At 58.2% G+C, this 18207-nt stretch carries 14 protein-coding genes; 7 read left to right on the plus strand and 7 right to left on the minus strand.

Going from position 1 to position 18207, the window contains the following annotated elements:
* The first annotated feature begins 48 nt into the window (after positions 1–48).
* Positions 49–1608 (plus strand): lysine--tRNA ligase, encoded by a 1560-nt coding sequence (gene lysS / locus FY528_RS06200; RefSeq protein WP_149070116.1) that lies wholly within the window; start codon positions 49–51, stop codon positions 1606–1608.
* Between the two features lie 263 nt (positions 1609–1871).
* On the opposite strand, the gene FY528_RS06205 is transcribed toward lysS, so the two are convergent.
* Positions 1872–2228 (minus strand): YtxH domain-containing protein, encoded by a 357-nt coding sequence (locus FY528_RS06205; protein ID WP_149070117.1) that lies wholly within the window; start codon positions 2226–2228, stop codon positions 1872–1874.
* 136 nt (positions 2229–2364) lie between these two features.
* Positions 2365–2799, minus strand: a complete 435-nt coding sequence (locus FY528_RS21735) for a CsbD family protein (RefSeq protein ID WP_149070118.1) — start codon at positions 2797–2799, stop codon at positions 2365–2367.
* Between the two features lie 242 nt (positions 2800–3041).
* On the opposite strand from FY528_RS21735, the gene FY528_RS06215 reads away from it, so the two are divergent.
* Positions 3042–3293, plus strand: coding sequence for a Kazal-type serine protease inhibitor domain-containing protein (locus FY528_RS06215; protein ID WP_149070119.1), 252 nt, complete (start codon positions 3042–3044; stop codon positions 3291–3293).
* A 12-nt stretch (positions 3294–3305) separates the two neighbouring features.
* Entirely contained in the window at positions 3306–3674 is a 369-nt protein-coding gene (locus FY528_RS06220; protein ID WP_149070120.1) for a cupin domain-containing protein, read from the plus strand.
* Positions 3675–3755: 81 nt separating this feature from the next.
* Here FY528_RS06220 and FY528_RS06225 read toward each other — a convergent pair whose 3' ends face one another.
* From FY528_RS06225 to FY528_RS06235, 3 genes are all read right to left on the minus strand, one after another.
* Positions 3756–4520 carry a LytR/AlgR family response regulator transcription factor gene (locus FY528_RS06225; protein WP_149070121.1) on the minus strand — a complete coding sequence of 255 codons (765 nt, stop codon included), beginning with the start codon at positions 4518–4520 and terminating at the stop codon, positions 3756–3758.
* Positions 4521–4620: 100 nt separating this feature from the next.
* Positions 4621–5661, minus strand: a complete 1041-nt coding sequence (locus FY528_RS06230; protein WP_149070122.1) for a sensor histidine kinase — start codon at positions 5659–5661, stop codon at positions 4621–4623.
* A 147-nt stretch (positions 5662–5808) separates the two neighbouring features.
* Positions 5809–6585, minus strand: a complete 777-nt coding sequence (locus tag FY528_RS06235) for a hypothetical protein (RefSeq protein ID WP_149070123.1) — start codon at positions 6583–6585, stop codon at positions 5809–5811.
* Positions 6586–6776: 191 nt separating this feature from the next.
* On the opposite strand from FY528_RS06235, the gene FY528_RS06240 reads away from it, so the two are divergent.
* Positions 6777–7643: a dienelactone hydrolase family protein gene (locus FY528_RS06240; protein ID WP_149070124.1), complete on the plus strand. Its 867-nt coding sequence runs from the start codon at positions 6777–6779 to the stop codon at positions 7641–7643.
* A 681-nt stretch (positions 7644–8324) separates the two neighbouring features.
* Here the strand turns inward: FY528_RS06240 and FY528_RS06245 are convergent.
* Positions 8325–9902, minus strand: a complete 1578-nt coding sequence (locus tag FY528_RS06245) for a M28 family metallopeptidase (RefSeq protein WP_149070125.1) — start codon at positions 9900–9902, stop codon at positions 8325–8327.
* Positions 9903–10501: 599 nt separating this feature from the next.
* On the opposite strand from FY528_RS06245, the gene FY528_RS06250 reads away from it, so the two are divergent.
* The 3 genes from FY528_RS06250 to FY528_RS06260 all read left to right on the plus strand — a co-directional run bounded on the left by FY528_RS06250 (position 10502) and on the right by FY528_RS06260 (position 16489).
* Positions 10502–13666, plus strand: coding sequence for a SusC/RagA family TonB-linked outer membrane protein (locus FY528_RS06250; protein ID WP_149070126.1), 3165 nt, complete (start codon positions 10502–10504; stop codon positions 13664–13666).
* A gap of 27 nt (positions 13667–13693) precedes the next feature.
* Positions 13694–15190: a RagB/SusD family nutrient uptake outer membrane protein gene (locus FY528_RS06255; protein ID WP_149070127.1), complete on the plus strand. Its 1497-nt coding sequence runs from the start codon at positions 13694–13696 to the stop codon at positions 15188–15190.
* Positions 15191–15694: 504 nt separating this feature from the next.
* Positions 15695–16489, plus strand: a complete 795-nt coding sequence (locus FY528_RS06260) for an alpha/beta fold hydrolase (RefSeq protein ID WP_149070128.1) — start codon at positions 15695–15697, stop codon at positions 16487–16489.
* Positions 16490–17282: 793 nt separating this feature from the next.
* On the opposite strand, the gene FY528_RS06265 is transcribed toward FY528_RS06260, so the two are convergent.
* Positions 17283–18125, minus strand: coding sequence for a LysR substrate-binding domain-containing protein (locus FY528_RS06265; protein WP_149070129.1), 843 nt, complete (start codon positions 18123–18125; stop codon positions 17283–17285).
* Positions 18126–18207: the final 82 nt, after the last annotated feature.

The raw sequence follows: 18207 nt of genomic DNA on the forward strand, positions 1-18207 counted from the left end.
GTAACGCTCAGTGTGTACCTTTGCAGGCTTATTCAACGACCTACTTTCATGCAGCACCTCAGCGAACAGGAGCAGCTTCGCCGCCACAAGCTGGCGGAACTTCAAAAGCTCGGCATCGAGCCCTACCCCTCCGAGCTGTACGACGTGAATTTCTACGCGCAGGAAATTCATGACAACTACCACCCCGAGCTCAACAACTTCCAGGAAGTGAGCCTGGCAGGCCGGCTGATGTCGGTGCGGGTGATGGGTAAAGCCTCGTTTGCCGAACTCATGGATACGACGGGCCGCATCCAGCTTTACGTAAACCGCGACGAAATCTGCCCCGGCGACGACAAGGAGCTGTATAACACTGTCTTCAAGAAGCTGCTCGACCTGGGCGACTTCGTGGGCGTGAAAGGCTACGTGTTCAAGACGCAGGTAGGCGAAACCTCCATTCACGTGAAGGAGCTGAAGGTGCTCAGCAAAGCGCTGCGCCCCTTGCCAGTCGTCAAGGAATCGGTGGATGAGCAGGGCAACAAAACGACCTATGATGCCTTCACGGACCCCGAGCAACGCTACCGCCAGCGCTACGTGGACTTGGTAGTGAACCCGCACGTGCGCGACGCTTTCGTGAAGCGCACCCAGTTGGTGCAGGCCATGCGCAACTACCTCAACGACAAAGGCTACTTGGAGGTGGAAACGCCCATTTTGCAGCCTTTGTATGGTGGTGCGGCAGCTCGGCCCTTCAAAACGCATCACAACACGCTGGACATGACGCTTTACCTGCGCATTGCCAACGAGCTGTACCTCAAGCGCCTTATTGTGGGCGGCTTCGACGGGGTGTACGAATTCTCGAAGGACTTCCGCAATGAGGGCATGAGCCGCTTTCACAACCCGGAGTTCACTCAGATGGAGCTGTACGTAGCCTACAAGGACTACTACTGGATGATGGACCTGGTGGAGGAAATGGTAGAGCGCGTAGCCCTGGCCCTGCACGGCAAGACCGAAGTGCAGGTAGGCCAGAACCTGATCAACTTCCAGCGTCCCTGGAAGCGCTTCACCATGGCCGAGTCTATCCAGCACTTCACGGGGGTGGATATTTCGGAGTTGGATGAGGCCGGCCTGCGTGCCGCGGCCCAGCAGCTGCACGTGCCACTGGACCCCAGCATGGGCAAAGCCAAAATCATCGACGAGATATTTGGGGAGCACGTGGAGCCCAAGCTCATTCAGCCCACGTTCATAACCGACTACCCGGTGGAAATGTCGCCGCTGGCCAAGAAGCACCGCGACAAGCCGGGCCTGGTGGAGCGCTTTGAGGCTATCTGCAACGGCAAGGAAATCTGCAATGCTTTCTCCGAGCTGAACGACCCTATTGACCAGCGCCAGCGTTTCGAAGACCAATTGGAGCTGGGCAAGCGCGGCGATACTGAGGCTATGGTGCTTGACGAGGACTTCCTGCGGGCCCTGGAGTACGGCATGCCGCCCACAGCTGGCCTGGGCATCGGCATTGACCGGCTGAGCATGATTATGACCAACTCCAACTCCATCCAAGACGTGCTGTTCTTCCCGCAGATGAAGCCGGAATACACGAAATCGGAAAATGCGCCGAAACCTGAAACCCAGGAATAAGCGAGCAGCCCTAAAATCAAAAAGCCTCCTGCAGTAAAAATTGCAGGAGGCTTTTCTTTACAAGAAACTTACCCTTCCAATTGCCTGGGTACCTAAAGAAATGTGCGATGGACAAGTCTGATTTTACTACCGGGCTGTTAAACCAATCCTGGTAGAAGCTCCTACTGTCGGCAATTTTGCTTTAGCCTTAAGCAATTTTCTTTCAAGCTCTTGTTACAGTCTTTAACGGAAGCAATACTCGGAGGTTACTGAAAGCCCGAATCTTACACTTCGTCTTGTTTCTCGGGCGTTGGGGCGGCACCGCTCTCGGCGGTAGCGGCCGGCGCTTCAATCGGGCTGCTGCCAGCTTCAGCGGTGCTGTCCAGGTCATTCAGCAGGGAGTCGGCGGCGGAGCGGTCCGAAGAATGCTCGGCGGACACACCGCCCGTTTTCAGGTCATTCAGCCGGCTCAGGCCTTCCTTGAGCAGCTTGGAGAGGTCGTCGGAAAAGCGGCTGGCTGATTGCCGCAGGCCAGCCCGGGTTTCGTCCCCGGTTTCGGGCGCCAACAGCAAACCGGCAATAACGCCAGCGGAAGCCCCGGCCAGCAGCGACAAAATGATTTTACCCTTGTCGTCTTTCATAAAGCAAAAGGAAGTAAAAGGTGAACAACTCGCGTGTGTGGCAAGATAACGGAGAAGCGGAAAAAGGGTTGATAAAAAAAGCCCTTCCCCGGAAAGGGGGAAGGGCTTTTGATTCGTTATGCACGTTGCCGTCGACTTACAGATCGTTCAGCAGCTTGTGGATTTCGCGCTTGCCTTTGCCTAGTTTCTGCTGCAAACGGCCTACTAGGTCTTCTTCCTGACCTTCGGCATACTCCAGATCTTCGTCCGTGAGCTGCGCGTACTGCTGACGCAGTTTGCCTTTGGCTTCGTTCCAGTCGCCTTTCAGCTTGAGGCTGCTGCCGGGCAGCGTTACGCCGAGGTCTTCGAGCTTCTCTACGTAGCCTTTGAATTTGGCATCCAGCTCTTCGCCGTACTTCGACAGCTGCTCACCAAACTGGCCGCTGTATTTAGTAGCTACGGTGCCCAGCTTTTCGCGGGTAGCCTTGCCTTTGTCGGGGGCCATCAGCAGGCCGGCAATGATACCAGCACCGGCGCCAGCTAGGGCAGCGAGGAGAATTTTACCAGAGTTGTCTTCTTCGTGATACGACATGATTAGGGAGAGAATGGAAGTGAATGATTGAGGTATACTGGAAGCTGATGCCTCCGGCTGGCCGGCTGCGGCCCAAACATAAGCAGGAGCAGCCAAACCTGATGCCCTGCCTATACGCAGGCTTTTGCCGGGGGTTATACGGGAGCCACAAAAAAATAGCTTTTGGCTAATACTCCCACATCTGCGGTCCGTTTTGTTTAGGCTTGCGTACTTTGGCGCAATCTTCACCTACTTACTTTGCTATGAAAATTCTGTTTGCGGCGCCCTTCCTGCTTGCGGCCCTCGCGGGTGGCTGTCAAACCTCGGATAGCCCGGCTACTACTGCAAAGGAGTGCATCGATGCCTCCAAAATCCGGAAGGATGCCATGTGCACGATGCAGTACGACCCAGTATGTGGCTGCGACGGCAAAACGTATGGCAATGCATGCCAGGCAAACAACGCCGGTGTAACGAGCTTTACTAAAGGGGAATGCCCCCCTGCGTCTACCAACTAGTTTTGCTGCCCTATGTCCGACAAACGTTATATTCTGAACCCTGCGCCCTTTGTGGTACCCACCACCGATGGCAAGCTCATTGAGGAGCACGTAGGCCACGCCAGCACCGGCACCGGCCAGTACAGCCTGGCGCACATGGTGGCCCCGCCGCATTGGAGTGAGCCCCACCAAACTCCCGAATTCGACGAAATCACCATTGTGGTGCGCGGCCGCAAGCGGTTTGAAATTGATGGCGAAACCGTGGAGTTGCAGGCCGGGCAAGCCCTGCTGATCAAAGGAGGCGCTCGGGTGCGCTACTCCAACCCCTTCGACGCCGAGTGCGAGTATTGGTCGGTGTGCGTACCGGCCTTCAACCCTGCTACCGTAAACCGGGAGGAATAACCGGGCTAATTGGCGGCAACAGCAAGGCCCGGTCTTTCCTCTCTCAGGGAACTGCCGGGCCTTGCTGCTGCCAAGCAGTTGTTATTTCAGGCCCAGCCAGCGCCGCAGCTCTGGGGTGCGGTGGGTGCTGGCGGTGAGGCTCACGGGCTGCCCACGCAAGTGTACCACCAGCGTATCGTTGAAGTAAGGCTCCAACCGCTCAATGGCGCTTAGCTGCACGATTTCGGTGCGATTTAGGCGGAAAAAGCGGGTCGGATCGAGCTGGGCTTCCAGCTGGCTGAGGGTTTCGTTGAGTACATAGTCCCGCCCCTGAGCGTCGTAGGCGTGGGTGACGCCGTTGCGCAGCTGAAAATACAGCAGATTGGCCACCTCGAGCAGGTACAGGCCCTGGCGGGTTTTACTGACAAGCCGCTGCTTATGGGTCGGAGCCGGCGTGGCCTGGCCCAGCGTGGCGGCCAGTTGCTGCAGCGCCGCTCCCTGAAACGACTGCCGCAGCCGCTCAAACTTCTGCATGGCGGCGGCAAACTGCGCGTACTGGACTGGCTTAAGCACGTAGGCAATGCCATTCTGCTCGAAGGCTTGCACCAGAAACGAGTCGTAGGCCGTGACGAAGATGACGGGGCTGCTAACGGCCACCTGCCCGAACAGCTGAAACACGTTGCCGTCCAGCAGTTCGATATCCGACAAAATCAAATCGGGGGCCGGGTGCTGGCGCAGGAACTCCACGGCTTCGCTCACCTGCTGGCACTCGCCCACAATGGTGGCGGCCGGCGCGTACTGCAAGGCAAAGCGGCGGAGTTGGTCGAGAGCGGGTTCCTCGTCTTCAATCAACAGCAGACGCAGCATAGGAAGTGAGTAGTGAGTAGGGAGTAGGGAGTAGTGAGTGGCTACGCGGAGAGGGTGTCAAAACTGGGTAAAAAGCGCAGAAAACGCGGCAGAATTCAGTTTACGCTGGCACCAAGGCCCGGCGCACCAGGGGCAGCGTAACGCTGAAATGCTCGGGCGTGTCGTCGATACGCACGGGCGTATCATGGAGCAGGGCCAGGCGGGCACGCAGCCCGGCCAGGCCACTGCCTTCGCCGGTTGCCGGCACCGGGCGGGGTTGGCGGGCGTGGCTTATCTGCAGGCTGGTGGCCGTGAGGGTGAGGCGCACGCGCAACGGCCGGGCACGGCTGCCCAGGTTGTGCTTGAGGGCATTGGTAAGCAACTCCTGCCCTACCCCGGGCGGAATCAGCAGCTGCTGCAACTCATCGGCGGAGATCTGTACATCTTCCTCAAACACGTACGCCGCCCCAAAGCGCCGCTGCAGCAGAAACTGGTAGTCGCGCAGGAAGGCCATTTCTTCGGCCACCGGCACGGCATCGTGCTGGCGAGTGCGCACCAGGTAGCGGTATAGGCTGGCCAGATGGGTGACGTAGTCGTGGGCGGCGGTATTGGCAGGCTCGATCAGAGCGGTCAGGATGTTGAGGTTGTTGAACAGAAAATGCGGATCGACGTGCTGCTGCAGGGCCTGCAGGCGGGCCTGGGTGGCTTCTTTTTCCAGGCGCTCCACCTCCACTCGCACCTGGGCAGCGTGCTGCTGGTACAGAAACGGCAGGTACACGCTGCCTACCAACAGGTACAGAAATATATCCGACGAAAGGTTACGCACCACCGGGTACCAGCCGGCGTAATTGTCGTGCCCAATGTGGGTGAACTCCAGCACCGCTGTGAGCAGCTGCGTCAGGCCCACAAACAGCAGCGCCCCGCGCCACAGCAGCCCAAAGAAGTAGCGGGCCTGCCCCGACGCCTGCCCCCGGCGCAAGGCCCGGGCGTGCAGCCGGTCCAGCAGCCACACAATCAGCAGGGCCTGCAGAAACGTCCAGAACGGCGCATCCGGGAACAGGTAAAAGTCCTCCGCCGTTACGGCCATGGTCAGGCGCGTGTACAGCGCCAGCAGTAACGACAGCGCGAACATGAACAGGTAGAACCAGGGCTTTTTGCGCATGCGTAACGGATTTTAGCGGTAAGCTAGCCAAACTCCCCTGTCATCCTGCGCTTGCGAAGGACCTTGTCACGCATGAACAGACTGTTACAACGTGGTAAGAACCTTCGCAAGCGCAGGATGACAGACTCGTTTTCTGCTGTCACAGATTTAGAATTGGCCGGCCGGCTTCATCTCCTTGCCGGTTTCGTCGAGGAAGCGCAGCACAGGCTGGTTGTTTTTATCGACCCCGATGGTCAGGCGAGTGCGGCCCTGGCTGTCCTTAAAGTCGAGGGTGGACTGGTCGGTGTTGGCCACCATCATCATGCGGGTGGCCCCGCGCTGATCGGCCATAATTACGGCCGAGGAGCGGCCGGCAGTAGTTCCCACGTACATGCGCGTCATCAGCCCCAGCTTGCCTTCCTTCTGGGCTTGCTGCTTTTCCTCGGGCGTGGCGTTCTTGTACTTCTCGTTCAGCACGGCCACCGATTCCTCAGGAGCATCGTTGAAGGTGAGGCCGGCCTTGTAGCCCCCGCCCTGTTCCTGGTAGTTGAGCGCAATAACCTGGTCCTGCCCAAACCGGTCGAACGACAGGTGGCCCCCGGCCGAAGGCTTACCATCCGGGCCCTTCTCACCGCCGAAGATTAGACCACCGCACTCCTCGCCCTTGTCATTGTAGAACAACATGCCGGGGTGGGGCCGCTTGTAGTCGATGTGCTTGCCGTCGATGGTGACGCCCTGCGGAAACCGCTCCTTGTTGCTCATCATCATCTTCACGGTGCCGTCGCGCTCCACCAGGTTCAGGCGCTCTACCGATATTTCGCCAAAGCGCACCGGCTTATCGGGCTTGCCGAAGGCGCAGAGCAGGGCTACCGCCGGGACTAGCAGCGTGCTTAGTGCGTAGGCTTTCAGGAATTTTACGTCGCGGGTAAGCTTGTTCGTGTCCATAGCAAAAGAAGTGGTTGAGGGTTGATTGATGACCCAAAACTGCGCTTGCGCTGCCCCAAATGCAGGCACTTTCGCGGGAGTGCCGGAAAAATCGTGCGAGTGCCGGAAACTGAGGCGCGAGTGCCTAAAGCGCCGGTGCAGCTTCGGGCGGGTTTCCCTATCTTTCTCCACCACTTCCCCTTCCCCGCCGCATGGATCAGCGCATCATCAACCTGTTCGACGAATACACCCACGCCCCGCTTAGCCGCAAGGATTTCCTGGACCGCCTCGTGAAGTTAACCGGCGGCACGGCCCTGGCAGCCGCGGCCCTGGCAGCCCTGGAGCCCGGTTACGCGCAGGCGGCTACCCCCGGCGACAACGAGAAAAGCAAGCTGGTAGCGGAAGAAGTAACCTGGCCCGGCGACGCCGGCGTGACCATGAAGGGTTTGCTGGTGCACCCCAAAGACAAGAAAAAGCGCGGGGCCGTGGTGGTCATTCACGAAAACCGGGGCCTCACGCCGCATATCAAAGACGTAACCCAACGCGTAGCCCAGGCCGGGTACCTGGCCCTGGGCGTGGATGCGTTATCGGTGTTCGGGGGTACGCCCGCCAACGAAGACGAAGGACGCACGCTCATCGGCAAGCTGGACAAGCCCCAGAACCTGAACAACTACCTCGCCGCCTTACGCTACCTGCGCGCCCGCCCGGAAAGCAACGGCCGCACCGGCTGCGTGGGCTTCTGCTGGGGCGGGGCTATGGCCAACCAGCTGGCCCTGCACGACCCGCAGCTAAACGCCGCCGTGGCGTACTACGGAACCCAGCCCGAAGCCACCGCCGACCTCACCCGCATCAAAGCTCACCTCATGCTGCACTACGCCGGCCTCGATGAGCGAGTCAATGCCGGTAAGGACACCTACGAAACCGCCCTGAAAGCCGCCGGTGTGCCGTTTGAACAGTTCGTGTATGAGGGTGTCAATCACGCCTTCAACAACGACTCCTCCCCCGCCCGCTACAATGCCGAAGCCGCCAAGCTAGCCTGGGAACGGACACTGCGGCTATTCAAAGAGCAGCTAGGGTAACTCTGTACATATGGAGCCCTTAATCGGTATTGGTTTCTGGCGTAGCCTGCTGGAGCCAGAACTGCCTGACCCAGCTTAGTTTATTGATGCGCAGTGGCCGCAGCACGAACGCCAGATGGTGCTGGACTATTTACTCCAAGGCAAGCCCTTGTGCTACTGGATGGGGTACAGCTGGTGCCGTTTTCGCTGCGGCACTGCAGCGGCGAGCATGGGCGCTGCGGACCTTACAGATGGCACTTATTGCTGGCCGGAGGGACTCGCGCATTATGTACATCGTCACCTGGTTCGTTTACCAGAATCTTTTGTTCAGTATGTGCTTGGTCAGGCTAGCTTCCCTACTGCGGCAACCACTGCCGTACCTGAGAGTTGCCCGGTAGATATGACTTGGTGGCAGCAGCAAGCAGGTTGGAACCCCAAGGCCTGTTCTTTTCCTGCGGAAACAGATGAACAAGCTCAGCGAACAATCCGGGCATTTGAAAGAGAAATGGTTTTAGAGCCTTCTATGCTTACACACGCCGCGTGTAAAGCCCGAACGCACCTAATAAAGCAGTGGCGGGCTAAAAACAGCTGAGAGCATAATCCACTCGACTAACCATCTGGCTCTAGGAAAACAACAATGCCCCACTGGTTGCTGTAAGCGAAAGCAACCAGTGGGGCATTAGGCCTTTGGGCCCTTGGAGACTACATTCGTCCTTCCGGCTTAGCGGCGGACAGGGGCTTACGCGGCAGCTTGGCGTCGCGCATGGCGGCTTGGTACACGAAAGAGGCCACCACTACTGAGGCCTGCTTGAGGTCGTCGGCGGGGAGCCGCTCGTAGGTGTCCATGTTGGTGTGGTGGGTGCGGGTGCCATAATCGAGTGGGTCTTGGATAAACTGGAAGCCGGGTAGGCCCACGGCATCAAACGAGAGGTGGTCGGTGCCGCCGGTGTTGCGTAGCGTGACGGTGGTAGCACCCATATCAGCAAAGGGCTTCAGCCAGTCCTGGAAAATGGGAGCCACTGCTTCGTTGCCCTGGGCATAAATGCCCCGGATTTTGCCGGCCCCGTTGTCGAGGTTGAAGTAGGCAGCCAGCTTCTCGTGCTCGGGCAGCAGTTGCATGGTAGCAGGGTCGGCGAAGTGGTTTTTCACGTAGCCGCGGGAGCCGTGCAGGCCCTGCTCCTCCTCGCCCCAGAGTGCAATGCGAATGGTGCGGCGGGGCTGCACGCCGGTGGCTTTCAAAATACGGACAGCTTCCATCATGATGGCGCAGCCGGCAGCATTGTCGGTGGCACCGGTGGCAGCGTGCCAGGAGTCGAGGTGGCCGCCCAGCATTACTACTTCACTTTTCAGCTTTTTGTCGGTGCCGAGGATTTCGGCTACCACGTTGTAGCCCTTCAAATCCTGGGTTTGAAAGCGGGTGCGGGTTTCAAGTTCAATTTCCACGGGAATGCCCGCTTCGGCCAGCCGAATCAGGCGCAACTGGTCTTCGGGAGCCATTTCCAGCTCGGGCAGCACGGGCTTGGCGTCGACGGCATAGGGTGCCCCATTGCTGGTGAAGAACGTGCCATCGGAGCCGCCGCGGGAACTTAGCACGGCGGCGGCACCTTCGCTCACCAGCATGTCGGCCAGCTTGGTGCGCAGGGCCATCAGGGCTTTGCGCTCGGCCAGGCGCTTTTCTGCTTCCGCATCGGCGGGGCGAGCTGTGGTGGGCGCTTCGGGCTTGAAGTCGGCCATTTTCTTCAACTCCTCGTCGGTGTAGCGCCGGGCATCGGGTTCAAAGGACGGCTTGGGCACATTCGTCACGTTCAGCAGCACAATTTTGTCGCGCAGTTGCCCCTTGTACTTATCAAGCTCGGCTTCAGTGGCAGCCTTCACGACCACCACCGCTTTTTTAAGCGCCCCGTTCGTGCCCGGCGTCCAGGCTTTGGGCGCCCCAATGAGGGTATGGTAGTACGGCGCCGTCATGGCGACGTACGATTTTTCGATGTCCCAGCCCCGCCCGAAGGTACCCCAAGGCTCAATAGCAGCTTTGGCTAGGCCCCAGTCGGCAAGCTGCTTTTTGGTCCACTCGTTGGCGCGGTTCAGGCCTTCAGAGTTAGCCAGGCGCGGGCCGCACACGTCGGTCAGGTAAAAGGCCGTGTCCATCACCTTGGAGCGGTTTAGGCCCTCGTCTTTGATTTTGGCCAGGGTGGCAGCATCGGCCTTGGTGCCTTGCTGGGCCACTACGGGCGCCGCCAGCGTGAGGCCACCCGCCAATACGAGGAGTTGGTATGAAAGCATACAGGAACAACTAATAAAGGATTCGAAGCCAAAGAACCGCGAATCAGCAGACCGTTGCAGGCGTTGCGCCCAGGCAATGCCTTAGATGGCACGGCCGCCACTTGAGCCCGCGCGGCTAAGTAGTCAGCGCCTGTCAGACTGCACAGCCCTCGTCAGGTATCCGCCTTAAAGGGCCAGCCAGGACCATAGCTATGTTGGAGAATCGGTGCCTGAGAAGATTTATCTGAGATAAAAGAACACATAGCATTTTCGGCTAAAAAGTCGATTTATGACTTAACTCAGCACCCTCTATGGTTGCATCGCCTCTAAAATAAATTTGATCATATAGGTAATATTACATTAATCGTCTAAACATATCATTTATCTATATGTTACTAAAACAAGCATATCCAGGGCTTATTGTCAAAAACAACAAGAAATTCTAGTTGTTTAGCCAATACGAATGTATAATTGCCTTACCATCCCCCAACTCAGCCTAAACAGCTGAACACATTAAAACCTCTTTAATCACAACTCTCTAACCCATGAGAAAACTCTTACTTCTGACTTTCCTGTTGGTGGTAGGCCTGGGGCAAATTGCACTAGCGTAGGACCGCACCATAACAGGCCGTGTCACGGACCGTGATACGAACGAAGGTCTGCCGGGCATCACTGTATTGCTGAAGGGCACGACCATTGGTGTTTCCACCAACACCGACGGCACCTACACTCTTTCGTTACCAGCGGCAGGCGGTACCCTTTCCTTTTCGTCCATCGGCTATACGTCAGTAGAGCGGAGTGTAACCAATGAAAGCCGGTTGGATGTGATTATGGCCGCCGACACCCGCCAGCTAAGTGAAGTAGTAGTGACCGGCTTTGGCATTGCGCAGGAGCGGAAGGAACTCACCGGCGCTATTGCCACCGTGAAGGCCCGGGACTTCGAGAACCAGCCCATCGTCAGCGTCGACCAGGCTTTGCAGGGCCGCGCGGCTGGGGTGCAGGTTACGCAAAACTCCGGCACACCGGGCTCCGGTATTGCCGTGCGCGTACGGGGTAGTGCTTCCATCGGGGCCGGCAGCGAGCCGCTCTACGTGATTGATGGCCTGCCCATCAACACCGGCAGTTACACCAACGTGGGCACCGGAGGCCAGCTAACCAACGCCCTCTCCGACCTGAACCCGAACGACATCGAATCGATTGAAGTGCTGAAGGATGCCGCGGCCGCCGCTATTTACGGCTCCCGCGGTTCCAACGGCGTAGTGCTCATCAGCACCAAACGGGGTAAAGCCGGCCGCACCCGCGTGGGCATCGACTACTACCGGGGTGCGCAGACGGCCTGGAAAAAGCCCGAGGCCCTCACAGGCCAGCAGCAGACGGAACTGTTCCTGGATCAGGCCCGTAACCGCTACCCGCTTGTTAACGGCCAGATTTCGGCCTTTGGGGTAAACTGGCGCAGCTACGCCGACCTGACGGGTTACCTGTTCAGTGATGCCAACCTGGGCGTAGACGACCAGGGCCAGTACATCATCATCGACAACGGGGACGGCATCCGCGACCTAGCTCAGTTCCAGGACCCCAGCACGGCACCCAACACCAACTGGGCCAATGAAATTCTGCGCACCGCGCCCATCACCAACCACGAGCTGAACATCAGCGGCGGCACGGATCGGAACTCTTACCGGGTAAGCGGCAGCTACTTCAGCCAGGACGGTATCATCATTGGCTCGGGCTTCAACCGCGCCAGCGGCCGCATCGTGCTGGACAACAAGCTGTCGGACCACATCCGGATGGGCTTAAACCTGGGCCTGAACCGCGGCGTGAACACCCGGATTCAGAACGATAACAACATCAACGGGGTACTGAGTACGGCCGTGCTGGTGGCCAGCGACATTCCGGTGTTCCGCCCCGATGGCACCTACGCCAAAGACCCGGCCTCATCCACCGAAAACCCCCTGGCCGCCGCCCGGGAGCCTTATCTGAAAGGCATCAGCTCCCGCGTGATTGGCACGCACTACACCGAGTTTGAGTTTATTAAGGACCTGAAGTACCGGGCTACTTTCGGCCTCGACTACCTCCAGTTCAAGGACGAAGCCTTCTTCCCGACCACCACGAACACGGGCCGGGGTACCAACGGCTCAGGCATTGCAGCCATCAACACCGACGCCAACTTCAACCACATCAGCTCGTTCCTGTACACCAAGACTTTCGGCGACCATACGCTGAACGGCCAGGTGGTGCTTGACTACCAGCAGAGCACGTTCAACTCCGTTATTGCCCAGGGCACCGGCTTCCCCGGCAACACGGTACGGCAGCTGGCCGCCGCCGCCGTGAAAACCAACGCCTCTTCCAGCGAAACCCAGTACCGCCTGTTTGGCACGCTGGTGCGGGTCAACTACAACTTCCGGGACAAGTACCTGCTGGGTGCCAGTGTGCGCCGCGACGGTTCTTCCCGCTTCGGGGTAAACAACCGCTACGGTATTTTCCCGGCTGCCTCGGTGGGCTGGCGCATCTCGGAAGAAGCTTTCCTGAAAGACAATAGCATCGTTTCGGATGTGAAGTTGCGCGCCAGCTACGGCGAAACGGGTAACCAGGAGGTGGGCAACTTCGCCTCCCGCGGCCTGATCAACACCGGGGCCAACTTCCAGCAAGTGGGTGGTCTGGCCATTGGGCAGCTTGAGAACCGCAACCTGCAGTGGGAGCGGACGGCTACTGCCAACGTAGGCCTCGACGTGGGCCTGATTGACAACCGCGTGTACCTGGCCGTAGATGCCTACAACCGCGACACGCGCGACCTGCTCCTCGACCGTCTGGTACCCGGCAATACGGGTTACCTCTCCTACAGCGAGAATATCGGCAACATGCGTAACCGCGGGCTGGAAGTATCGCTAAACACTGTGAACGTGCGCGCCGAAGAGCCTGGTAATTTCAGTTGGGAAACGAACTTCAACATTGCCTTCAACCGCAACGAAGTGACCAAGCTGACGGAAGGCGACCAGGGCTCGGCCCGGGGCTTTGCCAGCTGGCTTGCTGTAGGTCAGCCGCTGGGGGCCTTCCGGGGTTACCGCGTAGAAGGCATCTTCCAGACCCAGGAGGAAATTGATGCGCTGGATGCCGCCGCTCGGGCGGCTACCGGCTCGGCTACGGCCCGCTACCAGGCGGCTCTCACCCGCCCCGGCGACATTAAGTTCCGCGACATCAACGGCCGCGACGCGAATGGCAACCTTACGGGCCGCCCCGATGGCCGCATCACCGGCGACGACCAGGAAATTCTGGGCAATGCCCAGCCCAAGTTCTTTGGGGGCCTGACGAACACCATCCGCTGGAAAGGCTTCGACCTGAGTGCCTTTATTCAGTACAGCTACGGCAACAAGATTTACAACAACAACATTGCTTTTGCCCAGGGTATGAACGGCGTATTTGGCCAGGATGCTTCCGTGCTGAACCGCTGGACGCCGAGCAATACCAACACCAACGTGCCCCGGGCCGTGTACGGCGACCCGAACAACAACCGTCGGGTCTCGGACCGCTTCATCGAAGATGGTTCCTATGCCCGCCTCAAAAACCTGACCATCGGCTACACCGTGCCTCAGGCAGTTACCCAGCGCTTTAAGCTAAGCTCCCTGCGCGTGTATGCTCAGGCCCAGAACCTGGTGACGCTCACCGACTACTCCGGCCTCGACCCGGAAGTAAACACCTTCAGCGGGTCCAACACAGCGTTGGGTACCGACTTCCTGGTTTTCCCGCAGGCCCGCACCATCACCGGCGGTATCAGCCTGGGTTTCTAATCTCTCCCCTTTACTTCTCTGATTTTCATGGTACATATTCGTTCTTTTAGCCGCCGCCTGCTGCCCGCAGCACTGATGCTTACCCTGGGCTTCGGCGGCTCGTCCTGCGAGAAAATTCTGGACGTAGAGCCCCAGAACAGCCTGGATGCCACGGCGGGCCTGAAAACGCCGGCCGATATCCAAGCGGCAATCCGGGGCAGCTACGACATTCTGCAGAGCGCCAACTACCTGGGCCTGCGCTACCAGCTGTTTGCCGATCTGGGAGCCGATAACGCCCGCCACACGGGCACGTTTCCCAGCTTCGCCAACATTGCCAACGCAGCCATCCTGCCCGACAACGTGGAGCTCACGAACATGTGGAACACGATTTACGCGGGCATCAACCGCGTGAACTACGTTATCCAGCAGGCGGAGCGCCTGAACGACCCCAGTTTCGACAAGAACACTGCACTGGCTGAAGCTCGTGCTTTGCGGGCTTTCCACTATATGAACCTACTGGCCTACTGGGGCGGCACGCCGGCTGGCTACGGCTACGCCGGTGGCGTAGGCGTACCGCTGCGCCTGACACCGACCACCAGCATCACGGGGGAAGAAATCAAGCCCATTGCCCGGAGCACGGAAGCCGAAGTAGTAGCCGCTATTCGGGAAGACCTGGATTTTGCGGCCCAAACCCTACCGGGCGAACGTAGCACCAAGGCTTATATCGGTAAGGCAACTGTGCTGGCCTTACGTGCCCGCCTGGAACTTCGTCTGCGCAACTATGAAGCAGCGGCTGACTATGCCTCGCAGGTAGATGCAACACTGCAGGGCTTGACCCCCGCCAAGTCGCTAGCAACCAACATTACGGGCGCTAGCTACGACGCCATATTTTCGCAGAAGTTCTCGTCAGAGTCGATTTGGGAGCTAGGTTTTGATCCGGTAGACGGTAACACCCTTGCTTTCTTCTGGTTTCCAGCCGCCTCGGGCGGCCGCAATGAAGTAGACCCGGCCACGGGCCTGGGGCCCGCACACGAGGCCGGCGACCTGCGTCGGAACGTGAATGTGGTAACGGCTGCTACTGCTGTACCCGGCGTTTTTCCCAGCGGTACTACTCGTAAATATTACCGCATAGCTTCCAGCGACGATAACGTGATTCTGGTTCGCAGCGGTGAAGTGGTCCTAACTTGGGCAGAAGCCTTGGCTCAACTTGGCCAGACGGACCAGGCAATAGTCCTAACTAACCAAGTGCGCAAACGGGCTGGATTGGCCCCTTACGTATTTGAAACCCCTCCTGCCGACGCACAAGGCAATATTCCTCCTCACGTGCTATTGGCTAATACCCCCGGAGCTGTTGTGTCCGCCATTCTGAAGGAGCGCCGGGTAGAGCTAGCCAACGAAGGCTTCCGCTGGTTTGACCTGCGTCGCACCGGGCTGGTACAGATGACGCTGCCCTTGGTTACCCAGGAGTTCCGCAACCTGTGGCCCATTCCCCAGCGCGAGCTGCAGACCAGCAACGGCCTCATCGTGCAGAACACCGGTTACTAGTTTTAACTTACAAGCCGCTTACAAAAGCCTCCCTGGTTATCCAGGGAGGCTTTTTTTGCTTTTAACCATAGATTTTCCAAATATCTACTCTCCGCTCGGACTTATGGAAGCCCACTGCCTTAGGAGAAGTAGCGTGCGGGCAGACCAAAGCGCCAGTGCCTGATTCGGCCAGGTCGGGCAGTGCCTAACGCGCAGGCGGGCGCTAAGCAGGTGTAGTAGCACGGGCATAGCTTCCATACTCCTTCTCAATGTTCCAGCCGCGGCCGAAGCTGCTCCAGGGCGCAAGGATGAGGGCACCCGGCACAGCAAAGAATGGACGAATCCAGCGCTTACAGTGGTACCTGTACGCCATAACCCCTGCGGTAGCTTCTCATTTTGATCCGACCTCCGCTACAGAGCCCCTACTGCTGAGCTTAGGGACCTGTCAAATGGCTAAAACTTGTTTATCGCCGATTAATTCTTAATATTCTTCTACAAAACCGGCAAACTTATCCTATTATACCCATGAATGCCTTAAAACGTAATAACGTCCACGTAGTCGGTCGGGGCCAGACTACGCTGCTATTTGTCAACGGCTTCGGCTGCGACCAAACTATCTGGCGCTACATGCTGCCGGCTTTGTCTGAGCATTACAGCATGGTGCTCTTCGACCACGTAGGCGCTGGCCTCTCCGATGCTACCACTTACAACCCATCTAAGTACGCGTCCCTGCACGGCTACGCGCAGGATCTACTCGAAATCTGCGAGGAACTCGATTTACACGAGGTGACGCTGGTGGGCCATTCCGTGGGGGCCATGATTGGGGCCCTGGCGGCAATTGGCGCGCCTGCGCGGTTCCGGCGCCTGCTACTGCTCTGCCCCTCGCCCTGCTACCTCAACGAAGCCGGCTACCACGGTGGCTTTGACCGGGCCGATATTGAGAGCATGCTCAGCTTTATGGAGCGCGACTTCTCGGAGTGGGCCGATTCCTTCGTCCCGCTTATCATGGGCAACCCCGACCGCCCTTCCCTCTCGGACGAGCTGATTCTTTCCTTCTGCCGGAACGACCTGACCATTGCCCGGCAGTTTGCCCGCGTCACGTTCCTTTCCGACAACCGCTCCGACCTGGCCCGACTGCGCACACCCTGCCTGCTGCTGCAGTGCGCCGAGGATCTGATTGCTCCGCTCGAAGTCGGGGCTTACCTGCATACCTCCCTGCCCGGTTCCACACTGGTGACGCTGCCCGTCAGCGGGCACTGCCCGCACGTGAGTGCCCCGCGCGAAACGCTGGCGGCCATGGAAGCCTATATGGAGGCGTAGCGCCGCCCGACGACACGCCTTGCGCGCCTCCGGGACGTGGCGGAGCAGTATGCCTTATGGGACGACCCACGGCAGTATAGCGCGAGCCTGATTTAGTTTCCGCGCAAAATGCGGCGAAAAAGCTTTCTGAAAGCATTCTTTCCCGGCGCGCCAAGACCATTGAATTCATACGTTACCGCATCGGCGCCGGGAGATGCCGGCAGTTCTGCCCACCGGATTTTGAAACCGGCCAGTCACAAATTGGTCGTCGCAGAAGACAGCCCGGAACCGAACGTGCACCACACCTACGAACTGTGCGTGCTTTCTTCCCTGCCCGACCGGACGATGTGTACGTGCCCCCCTAGCAGCACGCCGATTTGAGCAGTTACCTGACTGGTCCGGCTGAGAAGGAGCGGGCGAAAGGTGCACTGTGTTCCTAGCGGAGTTTGCCACCCATCACCACCCACCAGCTCGCCCAGCACCTGCAGGAATTACAGGAGTTGTTGGCCCCGATACAACAGTTGCTGGAAGCTGGGGCGACGTGCCCCTGGAGCAGAGGAAAATGGTCCCCACATTGGCGCACAAACCCAGGCGAAGCAGACCCGTATCTGGACTCGGAACTTTAGCGGGAACACCTCGTTGTGGAGCGGACCAACTTCTGGCTGGATAGTTTCAAGGCCTTGCTCATACGCTTTAAACAACCGCTGAAACTTGGCTAGCTTTTCATTTCCTGGCTTTTGCAGTGCTTTTACTGCGCACAATCCCGCTTGACCAGAAATTCTAAACAGCCGCTTTGTAGGCAGTAGATTGAACATCAGTGCTTAAGACGGCGAAGGACAAACTCTTCCAGCGTATTGACCGCGGCATTGTTGGCTACGTGCTTGATAAGCGAGGTATGCGTATCGGCCAGTTTTGGCAGCACAGCCGCATCAACAGCCTGCAAATCATCTGGGATCATGGTTTGGGGCATCACCGAAATGCCCATTCCCGCCCGCACAGCCGCAACCGCTCCCGCATAACTGGGGCTCGAAAAAACAAGTCGCCACGACCGGCTCGCTTGCTCAAGTGACCTAACGGCCGACGCCCGGTACACGCAGGGTTGCGGAGCCAAAATAAGGGGAACCGGTTTGGCGGGGTCGATCAGGCTCTGGTCGCCTACCCATTTGAGCGGCTCCGACCACACATCCAGCCCGTTGGGCAAGTCTTCCGGCCGATTCATTTTCACCAGGACCAGGTCAAACTCATTCTTTTTGAAACGATCAAAAAGGTTGAGCGTCAAATCACATTCGATATTGAGCAGTATGCGCGGATGAATACGTGAAAAATCAGCCAGTATCTCCGCTAAATAGACACTGGCAAAATTCTCCGGCAGACCAAAGCGCACTTCTCCTTCGAGTTCGGGCTCTTTAAACCGGTCCAGTGCTTCCCGGTGAAGCGCAAAGATCCGGCGTGCGTACCCCAGAAAAATTTCTCCTTCGGGCGTAAGCGTAAACGCTTTACCCCGCACCAGCAACAATTTTCCCAGCAAGCTTTCCAGCTTACTCATCTGCTGACTAATAGCTGATTGTGTGCGCCCTACCCGCTCAGCCGCCTTGGTAAAACTACCCGTTTCGGCAACGGCAATAAAGCACTGCAGGGCTATTGTATCGATGTTCATAAGATTTTCTAATGCACAATATTAGAATTTCGAGTTTTTCTAATATTAGAATGCCTAATACTTTTGATTGCTCAAACAAAGA

Source organism: Hymenobacter lutimineralis (genome assembly GCF_008271285.1).
Classification (GTDB): domain Bacteria; phylum Bacteroidota; class Bacteroidia; order Cytophagales; family Hymenobacteraceae; genus Hymenobacter; species Hymenobacter lutimineralis.

What these genes read in the sequence shown, in the direction of transcription:
- FY528_RS06215 (WP_149070119.1), top strand. Translation starts at nt 3,042, where the DNA reads ATGAAAATTCTGTTTGCGGCGCCCTTCCTGCTTGCGGCCCTCGCGGGT.
- FY528_RS06205 (WP_149070117.1), bottom strand. Translation starts at nt 2,228, where the DNA reads ATGAAAGACGACAAGGGTAAAATCATTTTGTCGCTGCTGGCCGGGGCT.
- FY528_RS06230 (WP_149070122.1), bottom strand. Translation starts at nt 5,661, where the DNA reads ATGCGCAAAAAGCCCTGGTTCTACCTGTTCATGTTCGCGCTGTCGTTA.
- FY528_RS06255 (WP_149070127.1), top strand. Translation starts at nt 13,694, where the DNA reads ATGGTACATATTCGTTCTTTTAGCCGCCGCCTGCTGCCCGCAGCACTG.
- FY528_RS06240 (WP_149070124.1), top strand. Translation starts at nt 6,777, where the DNA reads ATGGATCAGCGCATCATCAACCTGTTCGACGAATACACCCACGCCCCG.
- FY528_RS06245 (WP_149070125.1), bottom strand. Translation starts at nt 9,902, where the DNA reads ATGCTTTCATACCAACTCCTCGTATTGGCGGGTGGCCTCACGCTGGCG.
- FY528_RS21735 (WP_149070118.1), bottom strand. Translation starts at nt 2,799, where the DNA reads ATGTCGTATCACGAAGAAGACAACTCTGGTAAAATTCTCCTCGCTGCC.
- FY528_RS06260 (WP_149070128.1), top strand. Translation starts at nt 15,695, where the DNA reads ATGAATGCCTTAAAACGTAATAACGTCCACGTAGTCGGTCGGGGCCAG.
- FY528_RS06235 (WP_149070123.1), bottom strand. Translation starts at nt 6,585, where the DNA reads ATGGACACGAACAAGCTTACCCGCGACGTAAAATTCCTGAAAGCCTAC.
- FY528_RS06265 (WP_149070129.1), bottom strand. Translation starts at nt 18,125, where the DNA reads ATGAACATCGATACAATAGCCCTGCAGTGCTTTATTGCCGTTGCCGAA.
- FY528_RS06220 (WP_149070120.1), top strand. Translation starts at nt 3,306, where the DNA reads ATGTCCGACAAACGTTATATTCTGAACCCTGCGCCCTTTGTGGTACCC.
- lysS (WP_149070116.1), top strand. Translation starts at nt 49, where the DNA reads ATGCAGCACCTCAGCGAACAGGAGCAGCTTCGCCGCCACAAGCTGGCG.
- FY528_RS06225 (WP_149070121.1), bottom strand. Translation starts at nt 4,520, where the DNA reads ATGCTGCGTCTGCTGTTGATTGAAGACGAGGAACCCGCTCTCGACCAA.